The sequence below is a fragment of the Paraliobacillus salinarum genome (assembly GCF_014083865.1).
GTDB classification, from domain to species: Bacteria; Bacillota; Bacilli; order Bacillales; family Amphibacillaceae; genus Paraliobacillus; species Paraliobacillus salinarum.
This window is the reverse complement of the sequence record NZ_JACEFA010000003.1, coordinates 1-15,282: the sequence shown is the minus strand read 5'-3', so window position 1 is coordinate 15,282 and position 15,282 is coordinate 1. Positions and strand designations below refer to the sequence as shown.

Annotated in this window: 19 protein-coding genes; 11 read left to right on the top strand and 8 right to left on the bottom strand. The window is 33.7% G+C overall.

Annotated features, from left to right (window positions below; translation table 11 throughout):
• Nucleotides 1-6 precede the first annotated feature (6 nt).
• The 4 genes from spoVAE to HP569_RS04115 are packed head-to-tail and all read right to left on the bottom strand — an operon-like array spanning nucleotide 7 to nucleotide 2,281.
• Complete coding sequence (gene spoVAE / locus HP569_RS04130; protein ID WP_182199899.1) at nucleotides 7-357, bottom strand: stage V sporulation protein AE; 351 nt, start codon at nucleotides 355-357, stop codon at nucleotides 7-9.
• A gap of 3 nt (nucleotides 358-360) precedes the next feature.
• Nucleotides 361-1,371: a stage V sporulation protein AD gene (spoVAD, locus tag HP569_RS04125; RefSeq protein WP_182199898.1), complete on the bottom strand. Its 1,011-nt coding sequence runs from the start codon at nucleotides 1,369-1,371 to the stop codon at nucleotides 361-363.
• Nucleotides 1,371-1,838, bottom strand: coding sequence for a stage V sporulation protein AC (gene spoVAC, locus HP569_RS04120; RefSeq protein WP_182199897.1), 468 nt, complete (start codon nucleotides 1,836-1,838; stop codon nucleotides 1,371-1,373). The genes spoVAD and spoVAC overlap by 1 nt, the downstream gene beginning before the upstream one ends.
• A 17-nt stretch (nucleotides 1,839-1,855) precedes the next feature.
• The gene (locus tag HP569_RS04115; protein ID WP_182199896.1) at nucleotides 1,856-2,281 is read right to left on the bottom strand and encodes a YhcN/YlaJ family sporulation lipoprotein; all 426 of its coding nucleotides are present in this window, start codon (nucleotides 2,279-2,281) and stop codon (nucleotides 1,856-1,858) included.
• A 215-nt stretch (nucleotides 2,282-2,496) separates the two neighbouring features.
• Between HP569_RS04115 and HP569_RS04110 the strand changes: the two genes are divergently transcribed.
• Entirely contained in the window at nucleotides 2,497-2,946 is a 450-nt protein-coding gene (locus HP569_RS04110; protein WP_182199895.1) for a hypothetical protein, read from the top strand.
• Between the two features lie 44 nt (nucleotides 2,947-2,990).
• Here the strand turns inward: HP569_RS04110 and HP569_RS04105 are convergent, their stop codons facing one another.
• Nucleotides 2,991-3,740 (bottom strand): hypothetical protein, encoded by a 750-nt coding sequence (locus HP569_RS04105; RefSeq protein WP_182199894.1) that lies wholly within the window; start codon nucleotides 3,738-3,740, stop codon nucleotides 2,991-2,993.
• Nucleotides 3,741-3,908: 168 nt separating this feature from the next.
• Between HP569_RS04105 and HP569_RS04100 the strand changes: the two genes are divergently transcribed.
• Nucleotides 3,909-4,076 (top strand): Spo0E family sporulation regulatory protein-aspartic acid phosphatase, encoded by a 168-nt coding sequence (locus HP569_RS04100; protein WP_246366914.1) that lies wholly within the window; start codon nucleotides 3,909-3,911, stop codon nucleotides 4,074-4,076.
• A 4-nt stretch (nucleotides 4,077-4,080) separates the two neighbouring features.
• Here HP569_RS04100 and HP569_RS04095 read toward each other — a convergent pair whose 3' ends face one another.
• Nucleotides 4,081-5,235: an aminotransferase A gene (locus HP569_RS04095; protein WP_182199892.1), complete on the bottom strand. Its 1,155-nt coding sequence runs from the start codon at nucleotides 5,233-5,235 to the stop codon at nucleotides 4,081-4,083.
• Nucleotides 5,236-5,457: 222 nt separating this feature from the next.
• Here HP569_RS04095 and HP569_RS04090 point away from each other — a divergent pair, with 222 nt between their 5' ends.
• On the top strand, nucleotides 5,458-6,312 hold the full coding sequence (locus tag HP569_RS04090) for a patatin-like phospholipase family protein (RefSeq protein WP_182199891.1): 855 nt from the start codon (nucleotides 5,458-5,460) through the stop codon (nucleotides 6,310-6,312).
• Nucleotides 6,313-6,384: 72 nt separating this feature from the next.
• Nucleotides 6,385-6,750, top strand: a complete 366-nt coding sequence (locus HP569_RS04085; RefSeq protein ID WP_182199890.1) for a hypothetical protein — start codon at nucleotides 6,385-6,387, stop codon at nucleotides 6,748-6,750.
• Nucleotides 6,751-6,752: 2 nt separating this feature from the next.
• Here the strand turns inward: HP569_RS04085 and HP569_RS04080 are convergent, their stop codons facing one another.
• A complete protein-coding gene (locus HP569_RS04080; protein ID WP_182199889.1) occupies nucleotides 6,753-7,217 on the bottom strand; it encodes a YkyB family protein in 465 nt (154 codons plus the stop codon).
• 312 nt (nucleotides 7,218-7,529) lie between these two features.
• On the opposite strand from HP569_RS04080, the gene cbpB reads away from it, so the two are divergent.
• From cbpB to HP569_RS04060, 4 genes are all read left to right on the top strand, one after another.
• Entirely contained in the window at nucleotides 7,530-7,994 is a 465-nt protein-coding gene (cbpB, locus tag HP569_RS04075) for a cyclic-di-AMP-binding protein CbpB (RefSeq protein WP_182199888.1), read from the top strand.
• 71 nt (nucleotides 7,995-8,065) lie between these two features.
• The gene (dapD, locus tag HP569_RS04070; protein ID WP_182199887.1) at nucleotides 8,066-8,788 is read left to right on the top strand and encodes a 2,3,4,5-tetrahydropyridine-2,6-dicarboxylate N-acetyltransferase; all 723 of its coding nucleotides are present in this window, start codon (nucleotides 8,066-8,068) and stop codon (nucleotides 8,786-8,788) included.
• An 85-nt stretch (nucleotides 8,789-8,873) separates the two neighbouring features.
• Nucleotides 8,874-9,989, top strand: a complete 1,116-nt coding sequence (locus HP569_RS04065) for an N-acetyldiaminopimelate deacetylase (RefSeq protein ID WP_182199886.1) — start codon at nucleotides 8,874-8,876, stop codon at nucleotides 9,987-9,989.
• An 85-nt stretch (nucleotides 9,990-10,074) separates the two neighbouring features.
• The gene (locus HP569_RS04060; protein WP_182199885.1) at nucleotides 10,075-10,314 is read left to right on the top strand and encodes a YkuS family protein; all 240 of its coding nucleotides are present in this window, start codon (nucleotides 10,075-10,077) and stop codon (nucleotides 10,312-10,314) included.
• A gap of 44 nt (nucleotides 10,315-10,358) precedes the next feature.
• Here the strand turns inward: HP569_RS04060 and HP569_RS04055 are convergent, their stop codons facing one another.
• Entirely contained in the window at nucleotides 10,359-11,186 is an 828-nt protein-coding gene (locus HP569_RS04055; RefSeq protein WP_182199884.1) for a mechanosensitive ion channel family protein, read from the bottom strand.
• Nucleotides 11,187-11,438: 252 nt separating this feature from the next.
• Here HP569_RS04055 and HP569_RS04050 point away from each other — a divergent pair, with 252 nt between their 5' ends.
• From HP569_RS04050 to HP569_RS14595, 3 genes are all read left to right on the top strand, one after another.
• The gene (locus tag HP569_RS04050; protein WP_182199883.1) at nucleotides 11,439-13,190 is read left to right on the top strand and encodes an ABC transporter ATP-binding protein; all 1,752 of its coding nucleotides are present in this window, start codon (nucleotides 11,439-11,441) and stop codon (nucleotides 13,188-13,190) included.
• A 15-nt stretch (nucleotides 13,191-13,205) separates the two neighbouring features.
• Nucleotides 13,206-15,035: an ABC transporter ATP-binding protein gene (locus HP569_RS04045; protein ID WP_182199882.1), complete on the top strand. Its 1,830-nt coding sequence runs from the start codon at nucleotides 13,206-13,208 to the stop codon at nucleotides 15,033-15,035.
• A 72-nt stretch (nucleotides 15,036-15,107) separates the two neighbouring features.
• A partial coding sequence (locus HP569_RS14595) for a transposase (protein ID WP_182199881.1) occupies nucleotides 15,108-15,282 on the top strand: 175 nt, incomplete at its 3' end.

Here is a 15,282-nt window from a genome sequence, read left to right as displayed (position 1 = left end):
TTCTAGTCATCCTTTTGGTTTAAAAAATATTGCTCCAATCATCCCAAAAATAATTGCGGCTGTAATTCCAGAACTAGTTACTTCAAACATACCAGTAACTACACCTATTAATCCGTGTTTCTCTGCTTCTTGTAATGCACCATGCACTAGAGAGTTACCAAAGCTAGTGATCGGAACAGTTGCACCAGCTCCAGCAAAATCAATTAAAGGTTCATATAAACCAAAACCATTCAAGATCGCACCTGCAACTACTAGTATGCTTAAGGTATGTCCAGGCGTCAATTTCAAAACATCAAACATGAGTTGTCCAATAACACAGATCATCCCACCGACTATAAAAGACCATAAAAAAACCATCGCTTATCGACCTCCGTTCTCGATTGAAACTGCATGTGCAATACAAGGAATAGATTGTTTTTGTTGTACAGTTAAAGGTGATAATAGGGCACCTGTTGCAACTACTAAAATTTTGTTTAACTTTTTATCATTTAATTGATTGATTAAATGACCATAAGTTACTACAGCAGAGCAACCAGACCCGCTTGCACCTGCGAACACTTGTTGATCCTTCTTATAAAGCATTAAACCGCAATCCAAAAAAGTATCCGTGTTTAATAGGATATTTTTTTGTTTGGCCAACTCTAGTGCAATGGATCTACCTATTTCTGCTAAATCACCAGTAATAATACAATCATAATACGAAGCATCAATCCCGCGATCCATTAGGTGTGTAGCTATTGTATCAATTGCAGCTGGAGCCATTGCCTCTCCCATATTAAAGGGATCTGTCATTCCCATATCAACCACTTTTCCGATGGTTGCACTTGTAACTTTTGGTCCGTCCCCTTTATTTGCTAATAACCCTACACCCGCTCCTGTAACTGTCCATTGAGCTGTAGGTGGCTTTTGACCACCATATTCTGTTGGATATCTAAATTGTTTTTCTACTGCAGCGTTATGGCTACTTGATCCTGTTAACACGTAATTAGCATTGTTTGAATTTATTAAGTTGGCGGCCAGTGCTAGTGATTCCATTGACGTTGCGCAAGCACTAAATGTACCTATATATGGGATTTGATAAGTTCTAGCGGTGAAGCTTGTAGGAGTAATTTGATTAATTAAATCCCCTGCAATTAAAAATTGAACCGCTTCTTTGGTTATATTACTTTTTCTAAGTGCGTGTTGACATGCTGATTCAAGGAGTAATTGATGAGCTTGTTCAAAAGAATTTTGTTCTAATCGTAAATCATTATACAACTGATCAAATGTGGCTGTTAAGTTACCTTTTGCTTCGAATGGACCTCCTGTAATCCCAGTTGAAATAATAGTTGGACGATTTTCGAACTCCCAAGTTTGTTTACCACGTAACATTATATGACGCCCCATTCTAATAAGATTGTTTTTATTAATGCTACAACAAACGCAGAAAATACTCCGAATAAAATAACAGACCCGGCTAATTTAAACATATTTCCTCCAACACCTTGAACAAAGCCTTCTGATCGATGTTCAATAGCTGCCGAAATTACAGCATTACCGAAACCCGTTACCGGAACTGCTGTACCCGCTCCAGCAAACTGAGCTATGTGATCATAGACTCCAAAACCTGTTAATAACATGGTGATGAAGATTAACGTTGCGGTTGTAGGATTACCTACTGTTTGTTCAGTGAAATCAAAAAAATACATGTAAAAAGTAGAGATACCTTGTCCGATTGTACAAATTAATCCGCCAAAGAAGAAAGCGTATATGCAATTCTTTAAAATAGGACGTTTACGTTCTTGTTGTTGTGCTATTTTTTGATATGATTTTTTTGTTGTGGAAGGTGAGTTGTCCATATATGTAAACCTTCTTTCTATGCGTTATCTTTTAATAATTTTTTGATATGATTAAATTTCTTTTCTAAGTTTTCGGGAGATTGATGTATTTTATTTATCTCAATAAATATTTTTTGATCGGAAGAGACGTTAATTTCTTTAAAATTAAATTGTTCTTCTAAACTTTTCTTCACTTTTTTTTCGATAGATTGTTCATTGATTTGTTGAAAAGTAGTTGCTTTTATCGCAACAATTAATTCCTTGTCATAAACAATTGCTTTTACATCTGAAACGGAATCAAATTTTTTTCGAATATAGTATGTTACATCTGAATTGGTTGTTTGTTGGTAATTAATTTTCTCGACATTATCTAGTTGATTTGTTGATTCATTATTTTGGTTACATCCAAACAAACTAGTTAGCAGAAGTAAAGCGGAAAAAAAAGTCAATAGTTTGTATTTCATGTCATCACCTATATTCTTGAATTTTTTTCTTAATTTATATAAGAAAAGGTGTAGTTAGTTTGGTTTAAATCAATGTAATTATGCAAGGTATAAAAAAAACGTAAAGAATTTAGTGAATTGGACAAATTATTATTTTTTTACATAATTGTGAAACTTTTTAGAAGATTAATACGTCTTATATATTGAATAGAAAATAGTTGAAGGGAGGGTGTTTGGTGATTAGGCGATTAGCAATCATGTCTTTTATACTTATATTGATAGGCTCTGGAACAGTACTCTGGTTAAGAGCTAGTTCAACAACAGCATTAGCTGAGCCAGTTGTGATACATAAACAAGAAGGCGATTTCATTTTACATATGAGGATGGAGAATGGTGCAGAAGGATTAAGGATTTTACATTCGTTGGAGTATGTGGGAGAAGAGCCAGTAACACTAAAGCATCGAACACCATTAACTTACCTTTCATTTGGAGCGAATAAAAGTAATTTCACTGGAAGTCCTATCAGTAAAACGATCCAACCTGGTGATATTTATCGAACGACTCCAACTAGAAAAATATTTCATCCTCTTGAAAACGGATCAAATGCTTTATATGTTCACACACAGTTTTATGTAGAGGACGAAGTTGTAAATATCAAAATTGAAAAAAATATAGAAATAAAATAAAAAAAGCTAATTTCTACAGTGAAAGTTAGCTTTTTTTATATCTTTCATTTGTTATTGATAGAAAGTTCAACTTGTTTTATTGGTTGTCCTGTGTTGAACCAATTTGTTAGTTCTTGTTCTGTTGGCTGCTCGACATTAGGTATAGAAGCTTGAATGGTTGTATCATCTATCCAGTCTACAGAAGAAATTGGTGTATTAAATTGGCTTAAATCTACATCAATAACTTCTTCCTGATAAGTTAGTTTCTTGTTTCCCCAACTTTGCAAGTCCAATACCATTATTTTATTTAAATTCCAAGGTTTATCATTTACTGTACGTTCAAAGTAAAACATTAATTTGTTTTTATCCGGTGATGGTAAAACTTCGATGAATTTTGCGCGATCTGTTAATAAAAATGAATGTCCTTCGTCGGTAGGATCTAATAACAAATAGGAATAAAGATCATTTGCTTTAGCGAATCCTAGTAAATAAATAGATTCTGTTGACTGGATATCAAGTTTATTGATTTCCATTTGCTCAATTTCTTTTTTTCTGTCACTTATTTGAGCTAAGTAATTTTTTAGAATTGGAATTTTATTTAAGTTAATCGTTAATTGTTCTTCCTCTAACATAAATTCAATTGTCATTTGCGTCTCTTCTGTATCTTTTTTATCTGTTTCCTCAACTAAAGTTGCGCCTTCTTCAACTGGACTTGTCATTTCCTCCTTGACAATTGCAGGATCACTATCGGAAGAGCAAGCAGCAAAAATCATACTAAGACTTAATATGGCAAAAAAAGCTAATTTATTTTTCATGTTTCCAGCTCCTAGAATTGTAATAAATATAGACTGTTAAGGTTTTTATTTTTTTGAAAATGGGTATATTAATAACAATCACAGTTTTTCAGGTTTTGCTATGCGCTTGGTAATGTTTGAAAAAACTAAATGTATTCTAACCATTTATTTTTAAGGAGGAGTCTCGATTTGAATAAATTTGAAGCTAGAAAGACATTAAGTCAAATAGAAACAATTCGAAAAAGAATGATCGAGATTGCCCTTATTAAAGGGTTTACTAGCAAAGAATCAATCCTTTTAAGCCAAGAGCTAGATTTATTATTAAACAAGTATGAAATAAACAAAAGTCTTCAATAAGTTATTATTGTTTTTTTGAAAAGGCTTCCAATCGATTCAACCCATCTTCTAATGTTTCTATGCTATAGGCGTATGACAAGCGTAAATATCCCTCTCCATAATTACTAAAAGCACTACCGGGTACTAATGCTAGACCAACATCTTCAACTAAATCTAATGCGAAATCAAAAGAAGATAAATTTGTATCAATTTTTATAAAAAAATAAAATGCACCGTCTGGTTTAACGACGTCTAATCCCATATCAGTCAAACGATTATACACGTAATCCCTTCTGGAATGATATGACTGTTTCATTGTGACTGGATCTTGTTTCCCATTGGTCAAAGCTTCAATAGCAGCGTACTGACTGATTGATGTCGCACAAGAAACATTGTACTGATGAACTTTAAGCATATGTTGTGTGAGCCAAGAAGGGGCTAATGTATAACCGATACGCCAACCTGTCATTGCATGTGATTTGGATAGCCCGTTTATCACAATTGTTTTCTGTTTCATTTGTTCGTTAATGCTAGCAATTGAATAATGAGGTATATCGTAAGTAAGCTGACTATAAATCTCATCAGCTATGACAAATATATTCTCGTGCTCAATTACTTTTGCGATTTCTTCTAACTCTTTTTTCATTAACGTGACCCCGGTTGGATTAGATGGATAAGGAAGAATGACACATTTCGTTTTACTTGTAATGTGTTTTTTTAATTTTTCAGGCGTTATTTTAAAGTTTGAGTCTGTTGTGTCAATATATATTGGTTTACCACCAGAAAGTTTAATTAATGGTTCATATCCTGGATAAACTGGACCGGGAAGTAAAACTTCATCACCTACTTCGATGATTGTTCGTAATGCAATATCAATTGCTTGCGATGCACCAACCGTAACAATTATTTCATTATTTGGATTGTATTCTAACTGATAATCTGCGTGAACCGCATTTGCAATCTCTTCCCGTAGTTGCAGTAGTCCAGCGTTGTGGGTATAAGTAGTTTTGTTCATATCAATTGCATGTTTAGCTGCTTCTTTAATGTGATCTGGCGTGTAGAAGTCTGGCTGTCCAATGGTTAAAGAAAGCGTGTCTTTTTTATCGCTTACCATATTGAAAAACTTCCTAATTCCAGATATTTCAATTTCCTTTACGTTTTTATTTAGTAAATGCTCCATAGTTAAAGCTCCTTTAGACAAATAAATGAATTAGCACAACCGAATATAAATTTATGATAAGGTTGTGATATAAACAATGGAAATAGTTCGTATTACAATACAAAAGTATAAAACACATGTAATTCGATCATACCATAAGTAAATAACATGCACCAAAAAAATTGAATAGCCGAGCTGTGAAATGACAAAATAGATAATTAAAAAAGGAAGAAGGTAAAACAAATGCAGGAAATTGGTTTGATTTTAGAAGGTGGAGCAATGAGGGGAGTCTATACTGCTGGGGTTTTAGATTATTTTCACGATAAACAAATAGACTTTCCATTTGTCGCTGGTGCATCAGTTGGCGCTTGTGTTGCCACATCTTATGTTGCAAATCAAAGAGGGCGAAACTATAAAGTATTTGTAGATTACAGTAGTCACCCGGAATATTTATCATTTAAGCGTTTATTAACAAAAAAACCATTATTCGGAATGGATTTTATCTTTGATACACTTCCCAATCAATTAGTTCCATTCGATTATGAGTCATTTTTAAAAAATAACAAAAAGTTAGTTGTTGCTACAACTGATATATATACGGGTGAACCTGTATATTACGATTCATTTGAAAGTAAAGAAGAATTATTTAAAATAGTACGAGCATCAAGCTCATTACCGTTCGTATCTGAAAGTGTTTTGCATAAAGGGGTTGAGCTAATGGATGGTGGAGTGAGCGACCCAATCCCAATCAATGCTTCCATTCAAAACGGTAACAAGAAGCACGTTGTCATTTTAACTAGGAATCAAGGTTATATAAAAAAGAAGCTGAAATTCAACAGAGTAGTAAAGCATACATATAAAAAGTATCCAGAGTTAGTACGTATATTGGAGCAAAGGCATGAGAAGTACAATCAAACAATTGAAAATCTGGAAAATATGGAGAAGAATGGAGAAGTGTTTATTATTCAACCAGAACAACCATTAAAGGTTAGTAGAGTAGAAAGGAACAAGGATAAGCTACATCATTTATATATGGACGGATATCGACAAGCAGAGCAGATTAGCGATGCATTACTAAATTTTATAAACGAAAGTTAATAATCAAGAATAAATGCCAATTTACTAGTGAATACTATAATCATAATAATGATATAGTAAGGAGAAGTAGTAATGATTTCTATTAAAATGCCTTTCTACTTGTTGGCCAGTTGGATTGACAAGCTAAACACGACATTTCTTTTGATGGAGAAAGAACAGCTTTGGTTTATTATATTTGTAGTACTTCTTATAACATTATATTTCATCATTAAACCAGTCATTCGACTGCTTCAGCGATTAGGTTGGAATTACTTCACAACTTATGTAATAACTATTTTGCTGTTCTTAAATATCATGTTAACGATGCAAAACCAACAGCATATAGATGTAATTCCTAGTTCCATTTCTATCATGCTATTGTCTATTGTTTCACTTGGTATTATTGTTATGATTATACGTGTCACACAGTTGTTGTTAGTCTATTTAAAACGAAGGTAGCATTATCTTTTTCGTCTTTTCTTAAAATAAGATGTGTTCCAACTACCTAAAGAAGAAGGAGTGTAATAGGAAGAATAAGTTCTTTTTTGCTTAGGTATATCAATTTTTAAATAACAACATATAATTTTTTTCGCCTGTGTTAGAGACATTTTTGTTTTTGGGTTTCTATAGTTTTTATCTGTTTTCCCTAAATGTTTAACTTCTTTAAAATCCTGTTTGTTAGGTAGTATGTGGAAATAATAGCTACCCACCTTGACAAGAAGAGTGGAGTGCTGGTGGCTTAATTTTGGATGATCAGAATAATGTAATCCAATTTTTTGTGCGTCACCATTTTTAAGTAATTCAATAATTGCGCGTTTTTTTAAATTATATAGTTCTCTTGGATTAAGTGCTGTTTTAGCATGACGATTAATAACAAATAAAGCCTTGGCGATTTGATCCAAGTCTTCCTCACTTGCAATATTCATTAATGAAACCTCCCTTCCTTTTAAACGATGTTTCCAGACTGCTCAATATAGTTAATAAACACTAATTCATATGTATTTAAAAAAGCAAGTTTTTCTAATTGACCATTATTCTAACATTTTCTAGTTGAAAAAACTATATAAGTAAGAGAGAATTTTCTCCGCTTTCCAAATGTATAGAAAAAAGATGTTATTCTCATATGCCGAAAGTTGGTTTAAGTTACATAAATATGCTAAAATATTATTGTATGTGTGATTCTGATGAATGATCAGTATGAAGAACTCCTTCAGCTGTTAGTAAAGGGAGTGAAAGGTATGAATAATATACAAGAATTAACTTTATTAGATTTGAAAGCAGAACACTTAATGATAGCTTCTGAGAAAGTAGCTCACGTTCAAATGAATAATCCCCTTGAGCATGCATTGTTGATCCTTGTCAAATCGGGATATTCAGCTGTTCCAGTGTTAGATACATCCTATAAATTTAAAGGCACAATTGGAAAGAACGTCATTTTAAATCGAATCCTTGGTTTGGAAAGGTTCGAAATGGAGAAACTAAGTGAGATTGAAGTCCACGAGGTAATGAACAAGACTATTCCATGTTTAAATAGAGAAGACGACTTCTTCACATGCTTAAAAACAGTCATTGATTATCCATTTGTCTGTGTTGTGGATGATGAAGGGTATTTTGATGGGATTTTAACAAGAAGAGCAATTTTAAAGCAACTAAATAAATATTTGCATCTTAATAAAGCTTTATTTCAACTAAATGATAAATGAAATAACTTGTCAATGCTTATGTTATTCTGATAGAGTTGTAAAAAAAGAAACGTATGTTGGAGGTATGTATAATGAACATGATGGATGCAAAGGAAATAATTTCTTTTATTTCTAATAGTACAAAGTCTACACCAGTAAAAGTATATGTGAAGGGTGAAAACTTAGATCAAATAGATTTTGATCAAGAAATTCAGGCTTTTGTTCAATCAAATACAGGCGTGCTTTTTGGCGAATGGAAAGTAATAAATAATGCTTTAAATACTTATAAAGAACAAATTCAGGATTACGTGTTAGAAAATGATCGTAGAAACTCTGCTATTCCTTTATTAGATCTAAAAGGAATTAATGCTAGAATTGAACCAGGTGCTGTTATTCGCGACCAAGTGGAAATTGGAGATGGAGCAGTGATCATGATGGGTGCGATGATCAACATTGGTTCTGTTATCGGTGAAGGAACAATGATTGATATGAATGCTACGCTTGGTGGAAGAGCTACAGTGGGTAAGAATTGCCATGTTGGAGCAGGTGCTGTTCTAGCTGGAGTAATTGAACCACCTTCAGCAAAACCGGTTGTCATTGAAGATGGTGTTGTAATTGGGGCAAATGCAGTAGTTCTTGAAGGAGTAACCGTTGGAGAAGGAGCAGTAGTTGCTGCGGGCGCAATCGTCACATCAGATGTTGAGCCTCACACAGTAGTTGCTGGCACACCTGCAAGAATGATAAAGAAAATTGATGATCAAACGAAAGCAAAAACAGAAGTTATGCAAGCATTACGTAAGCTTGATGAAGAATAATGTAAGGTAGATGATAATTGAGCAGGAGATAATATTCTCCTGCTTTTATCATATCTAATATTAGATTATGAATGAGGTTGAGCATATGAACATAGAACAATTAAAGCAAATTAGGCGAGAGTTACATCAAATTCCTGAATTAGGATTTAAGGAATTTAAAACACAAGCATATTTATTAGCTGAAATTAAAAACTTTAATCAACAAAATTTAGAAATTACTATTTGGAAAACAGGAATTTTAGTAAAAGTTTCGGGTAGAAATCCATCAAAGGTAATTGGTTATCGAGCTGATATAGATGGATTACCGATTAAAGAAGAAACTAATTTAGATTTTGCTTCTCAGCATCGAGGTCAAATGCATGCGTGTGGACATGATTTTCATATGACCATCGCTTTAGCGGCTTTAGAACGATTAGCTAATGATCCAATCGATGACGATGTATTATTTATTTTTCAACCAGCAGAAGAAGGTCCTGGTGGTGCATTACCAATGTTACAGTCTAAGGAGTTTCAAGCAGTAAAGCCTGATGTTATTTTTGGACTGCATATTGCACCGGAGCTGCCAGTTGGAACCGTATCAACAAGACCGGGATTGCTTTTTGCTAATACGAGTGAGCTTTTCATAGATTTTACCGGCAAAGGTGGTCATGCTGCTTATCCGCATCTAACACATGATATGGTAGTTGCTGCAAGTACATTTGTGATACAGCTACAGCACATCGTAGCAAGACAGGTGAACCCTATAGATAGTAGTGTTATCACAATTGGAAAGATTACTGGTGGAACGGTGCAAAATGTAATTGCCGAAAAAGCACGTCTTGAAGGGACCATTCGTACAGGAGAACCATCAGCGATCAGTGACGTGAAAAAGGCAATTGAACGACTAACGAAAGGATTTGAACAGAGTCATCATTGTAGTATACAAATTGACTATGGATCTAATTATTATCAAGTGTTTAATAATGAAAGTTATGTTTCGAAGTTTGAAGAAATTGTAAATAACTCTGACTTAACTTATCAAGAAGCAAATCCAGCAATGACTGGAGAAGATTTTGGCTACTTTTTGCGAGATATTCCTGGGTTTATGTTTTGGTTAGGGGTAGAATCTAAATATGGTTTGCATCATAGTAAATTAGAACCTAATGAAGCGGCACTAATTAAAGGTGTAGCTATTGTTGAATCAACTATCCGCCAATTGTAACTATCTGTTTCATTTCTATTTTGAATAGAATGTATTAGTGAAGCTTAAACTAAGCTTGATTTAAAATAGAAATGGAGGGATGAATTTGAAGCGTGTTGGAGTTGAAGGTACACTAACGGATGTAAAGGATGCATTACAACAAAAAGGATATGAGGTTGTTGATTTAAAACAAGAAGCAGATGTCAATGGATGCGATTGTTGTGTTATTTCAGGTCAAGATAAGAATGTAATGGGTATGCAAGATACGGGATACAAAGGTGCGGTCATTAATGCGAATGGAATGACTGCTGATGCTGTTTGTCAACAAGTTGACTCTCGATTCTAATGAAAAAGTGGTTTCTGAAATCAGAAACCACTTTTATTTTTTAATTAAGCTTGTTTTGTTATGTTAACTTGATGTGGGAATGGAATTTCAATACCATTTGCATCAAATTCCTCTTTAATACGTTTTCTAATGTCACGTTCTGCAGCCCATTGTTCCATATTGACTGTTTTCCCTAATACGCGTAGCACAACATCAGAAGAACCAAAGCTTTGAACGCCTAACACATCTGGCCCCTCAACAAAGCGCTCATCCTGTTGAAATTCATCACAAACTTTTTGAAGCACACCCATTGCGTGATCAATATTATCATCATAACTGATACCGATATCTACAAGTGCACGCATCGTTCCGCGTGAGTGGTTACTTACCCCTTCCATGAAACGATTTGGAATAAAATTCAATGTTCCATCGAAGCTCCGAATTTTTGTTGTACGTAAGCCTACTTCTTCAACAATGCCACTATACCCTGCTGTACTTACATATTCATCTACTTCAATTTGTTTTTCTAACAAAATGAAAAAACCGGTAACAATATCACTTACTAATCCTTGAGCTCCAAATCCAATCGCAAGCCCTAATACACCAGCTGTTGCTAGAAGTGGTCCTAAATCTAAGTCGAAGATTCCAAACAACATTGTAATAAAGATAAAAATTAATATATATGAATATATATTGATGAGTAGCTTCTCTAACGTTTTTATTCTTCCTTCAGAGATTCGATCTTTCTTCATTGTTCTTCTTAATGTTTTTGATATTACTTTCTTACCTAGTGGGTTAATAATTGCATATGCTATGATCAAAATCAGTATTTTAATAGCTATAGCCATGTATGTGTCCACAAAATTGCTTAAATCTACTCCAAAAACTGTCATGTACAATCTCCCTTTCTGTTGTCATAAATAAAAATTCCCCGTTGATAATTTACTATATTACGATGCGATATTCAACCTATACCCATTTTGGAAAACGTTTATTCATGAAAAAATTTACAATTAGTTAAAAATTTATCAGTCTTAAGGCTGATTTTTAAAAAAATCAGAAAAATTAGAGCAGATGGGTAGATATTTATTTCGGAACTCGATATATTTGTAATTACAAAATAAAAAAAAGAGGAGGGTAAGAGATTGGAAACCTTCAAAAAACTAAAGCAATTTTATTGGCCTTATAAGAAATATTTTTTTGCTTCATTATTTTTCGTTATTTTAGTTACAGCGATCACTGTTGTTTATCCAATAATATTACAAATTACGATAGATGATGTTGTATTAAAAGAGCAGTACAGTTTAATACCATACTTAGCAATAGGTTTTATTTTAATTATGGTTATAAAAGGTATTTCGAATTTTACACAGCAGTATCTAGGAGACTTGTTTGGAGTATCATCAGTTTATAGCTTAAGAGATGGATTATATAAAAAGCTACAACGACTTTCTTTTACTTATTATGATAATGCGCGAACAGGAGATTTAATGTCTCGTTTAACAATGGACGTAGAAGGATTCAAATTCTTTTTAGCAGCTGGTTTAAAAGAACTAATTCGGATTGTATTACTAATCGTAATTAGCTTGTCTGTCATGTTCTTTTACTCTGTTCCTTTAGCGTTAGTGACAATGGCAGCTATGCCATTTTTAGCGGTTGTTGTTTATAAGTTCGATCAGAAAGTACATCCAGCGTTTCGTACAGTCAGAAAGTCATTAGGTAAATTAAATACCCGTATACAAGAAAATGTTAGTGGGATGAATACGGTTAAATCCTTATCTAAGGAAGATTTTGAAATTGATCGTTTTACTGTAAATAATGAAAATTATCGTGAAGTGAATATAAAGACATCTAATATTTGGGCGAAATACTTCCCGTTTATGGAGTTTATTGGTAACGTTTCAATGGTTGCATTACTTATTTATGGTGGATTTTTAGTAATGAATGGTGATTTATCATTAGGTAAGCTAATCGCCTTTTTCAGTTTAGTGAATTATATATTAGGTCCACTTGTCCAACTAGGATTTATTGTAAACCAATTTTCCCAAGCAAAAGCAGCAGGAGAAAGGTTGTTAGAAATATTAGAAGCAGAAGAAGATACACAGGAAAAAGAAGATGCGATTTCATCTGGTGAAATCAAAGGACATGTAAGGTTTGATCATGTCACATTAAAGTATGTCGATGAAGATGATAAAGCTCTAAAGGATATTTCATTTGACGCCCCTCCAGGAAAAGTAATGGGCTTAATTGGTGCAACCGGTGCTGGAAAAACAAGTATTACACAATTAATGACTAGATTTTATGATCCAGTAAAAGGAAATGTCTATATTGATGAGCAGTCAACGAAAAACTATAGTTTGAAATTTTTAAGAAAGCAAATTGGCTTTGTTTTACAAGAATCGTTCTTGTTTTCAACAACGATTAAAGAGAATATTGCATATGGAAATCCTGAAGCGAAAATGGAAGATATAATTGCGGCAGCGAAACGCGCGCAAGCTCATGATTTTATTATGGAAATGCCAAATGGATATGAGACGATGCTCGGCGAAAGAGGAATGGGTCTTTCTGGGGGGCAAAAACAACGTATCGCTATTGCCAGAGCGATTTTAATTGATCCAAAAATTTTAATCTTGGATGATGCGACTTCGGCTGTAGATATGGAAACAGAATTTAAAATTCAAAAAGCTCTAAAAGAAGTTATGCAGGGTAGAACGACATTTATCATTGCGCACCGCATCTCATCTTTAAAGCATGCAGATGAAATATTGGTGCTAGAGGAAGGGCAAATAATTGAACAGGGTAAACATGAAGAATTAGTTGAAAATAATGGCCCATATCAACGAATCTATGACATTCAATATCAAGATAAAGAAGAGATAATGAATATATCGGGTTAAAAAGGAGGGAAGCAATTGGTAGAACAACAAACAAACAGAGAGAAAAGCACACATTTAAAACGTTTTTATTATCCGTTAGATCAAGCAGTCGAAAAACCTTTCAACTGGAGGCAGATGACAAGGCTGCTTGCATATGTTAAACCATATGCCAAAAATATTTTACCGCTAGCTATGTTAGCAATGCTTGTTTCTACGCTTGTAAGGTTAGCTGTACCTATTTTAATTGGTAAGGTAGTTATTGATGAAGCAATAGCTAATAAAGATACTACGCTATTGTCTTACTTAGTAATTATTATTTCTGTTCTATATTTAATTAGTTATGTTGGAAATCGTTATCGAATAAAGCTAGTCAATATATTAGGACAAAAAGTAATACATGATTTAAGAAAGCAACTCTTTTCACATGTCCAGCGTTTGTCTCATAATTTTTTTGATAAACGATCAGCAGGCTCGATTTTAGTTCGTATTCTAAATGATGTAAACTCGCTTCAAGAATTATTTACTAATGGTATTATCAACTTATTAACAGACATCATCATGCTAGTAGGGATAATTATTATTTTATTCTCATTGAGTCCACAACTAGCTATTGCTGTATTAGTTATCTTGCCAATCATGTTTTATATTTCAACGAAGCTACGAAGAAATATTCGACGTTCATGGCAAGATGTACGCATACAGAAGTCTCGTTTAAATTCACATTTAAATGAGAGTTTACAAGGGATTCGAATTACCCAGTCTTTTTCACAAGAGAAAGAGAATACAGAGTTTTTTAATGGAGTAAACTCTGATAACTTTGAGAAAGAACGTCTAGCAATGAAAAAAAGTGCCTATTTTGGTCCCTTTGTTGAAATGAGTAATGCCATAGGTACAGTAATCTTGATATCATATGGTGCGCATCTAATAATTAATGGAACGATAGAAATAGGTGATTTTGTTTCGTTTGCATTCTTCTTAGGAATGTTTTGGGAGCCTATTTCAAGGCTAGGTCAAATTTATAATCAGTTGCTTGTTGCAATGGCGTCATCTGAACGAATATTTGAATTTTTAGATGAACAACCAAATGTGGAAGAAAAACCAGATGCACGAGAGTTCTCAGACATGATGGGGCATATTGAATTTGATCATGTTCAATTTTCTTATGATGATGATCGAATTGCATTACATGAAATTTCAGTGGACATGAAAGCAGGGGAGACGATTGCACTTGTAGGTCACACTGGATCAGGGAAATCAACTATCGCCAACTTAATTAGTCGTTTTTATGACCCGACAAAGGGAAGTGTCAAAATCGACGGCAATGATCTGAGAGATATGAAATTAGATAGTCTTAGAAAAAATATTAGTGTTGTTCTTCAGGATACATTTATTTTTAGTGGTACAATTATGGATAACATCCGTTTTGGTAGACCAGAAGCAACAGATAAAGAAGTGATGGATGCAGCGAAGGTTGTTGGTGCTCATAACTTTATCATGCGTTTAGCGGAAGGGTATGACACAGAGGTTGAGGAGAGAGGTAGTATTTTATCAGCTGGTGAAAGACAATTATTATCTTTTGCAAGAGCGTTGCTAGCTAATCCGAAAATTCTTATTTTAGATGAAGCAACGGCAAGTATTGATACAGAAACAGAAATGAGAATTCAACAAGCCCTCAAAAAATTGTTGCATGGTAGAACGGCTATAATGATTGCTCACCGACTGTCTACTATTAGAGAGGCAGACAAAATAATTGTACTGGAACACGGTAAAGTGCTGGAACAAGGTAATCATGATGAGTTAATGCATTATCAAGGCGAATATTTTGATTTAGTTAAATCACAATTCGATATGTTAGATGCATTGTAAAATAGAAGAGCTGCTTTTATGTACTGCACCCCAAAAGTTAGAGTGAAAATCTAACTTTTGGGGTGTATTTTTATGGCTAAATATAGTGAACAATTTAAATTAATGCTAGTAAAAGAATATCAAGATGGAAAATTGGGTTATGATATATTAGCAAGGAAGCACGGTATGAAAAGCAGTTCACCATTAAAAAGATGGGTAAAGGTATTTGAGAAATTTGGAGTGGAGGGATTAATGAGGAAAAAACATA

Coding starts and splice junctions, on each gene's coding strand:
- spoVAE (WP_182199899.1), bottom strand. CDS start 357: ATGGTTTTTTTATGGTCTTTTATAGTCGGTGGGATGATCTGTGTTATT.
- spoVAD (WP_182199898.1), bottom strand. CDS start 1,371: ATGTTACGTGGTAAACAAACTTGGGAGTTCGAAAATCGTCCAACTATT.
- spoVAC (WP_182199897.1), bottom strand. CDS start 1,838: ATGGACAACTCACCTTCCACAACAAAAAAATCATATCAAAAAATAGCA.
- HP569_RS04115 (WP_182199896.1), bottom strand. CDS start 2,281: ATGAAATACAAACTATTGACTTTTTTTTCCGCTTTACTTCTGCTAACT.
- HP569_RS04105 (WP_182199894.1), bottom strand. CDS start 3,740: ATGAAAAATAAATTAGCTTTTTTTGCCATATTAAGTCTTAGTATGATT.
- HP569_RS04095 (WP_182199892.1), bottom strand. CDS start 5,235: ATGGAGCATTTACTAAATAAAAACGTAAAGGAAATTGAAATATCTGGA.
- HP569_RS04090 (WP_182199891.1), top strand. CDS start 5,458: ATGCAGGAAATTGGTTTGATTTTAGAAGGTGGAGCAATGAGGGGAGTC.
- HP569_RS04085 (WP_182199890.1), top strand. CDS start 6,385: ATGATTTCTATTAAAATGCCTTTCTACTTGTTGGCCAGTTGGATTGAC.
- HP569_RS04080 (WP_182199889.1), bottom strand. CDS start 7,217: ATGAATATTGCAAGTGAGGAAGACTTGGATCAAATCGCCAAGGCTTTA.
- cbpB (WP_182199888.1), top strand. CDS start 7,530: ATGAATAATATACAAGAATTAACTTTATTAGATTTGAAAGCAGAACAC.
- dapD (WP_182199887.1), top strand. CDS start 8,066: ATGAACATGATGGATGCAAAGGAAATAATTTCTTTTATTTCTAATAGT.
- HP569_RS04065 (WP_182199886.1), top strand. CDS start 8,874: ATGAACATAGAACAATTAAAGCAAATTAGGCGAGAGTTACATCAAATT.
- HP569_RS04055 (WP_182199884.1), bottom strand. CDS start 11,186: ATGACAGTTTTTGGAGTAGATTTAAGCAATTTTGTGGACACATACATG.